General features: G+C 52.9%; 1 tRNA gene. It reads left to right on the top strand.

The window, feature by feature from the left end:
- Window positions 1–182 precede the first annotated feature (182 nt).
- Window positions 183–259 (top strand) — tRNA-Met (locus tag LB462_RS31040).
- The last annotated feature ends 106 nt before the right edge of the window (window positions 260–365 follow it).

Below are 365 nucleotides of genomic sequence, written 5' to 3'. Positions count from 1 at the left end.
CGCAGGCGCCCAAAAAGTTGCATGACTTTCATGTAAGCTGCATGCGAAACAAAATCATCTCACAACAACACACAGACATTCAAAAAGGCCGCGCATGCGGCCTTTTGCTTTTGCAAAACACAATGCGTAAGAGCATACTTACAAGCAAAAGCACGCGAGGCACGCAAGTGCCGATATGGTGGCGCGGGGTGGAGCAGCCCGGTAGCTCGTCAGGCTCATAACCTGAAGGTCACAGGTTCAAATCCTGTCCCCGCAACCAGATCAAAACACAACTCTATCTGCCACCACCGTCAGGCTCAGAACCTGAAGGGTGAGGGACGTCCGGCTTCGCCGCTCAATCAGTCCAGTGGACTGATTAAGACCCG

Origin of the sequence: Phyllobacterium chamaecytisi (assembly GCF_020164455.1) — a bacterium.
In the GTDB taxonomy this organism is placed as follows: domain Bacteria; phylum Pseudomonadota; class Alphaproteobacteria; order Rhizobiales; family Rhizobiaceae; genus Phyllobacterium; species Phyllobacterium chamaecytisi.
This window is presented reverse-complemented; position numbering and strand designations above follow the sequence as displayed.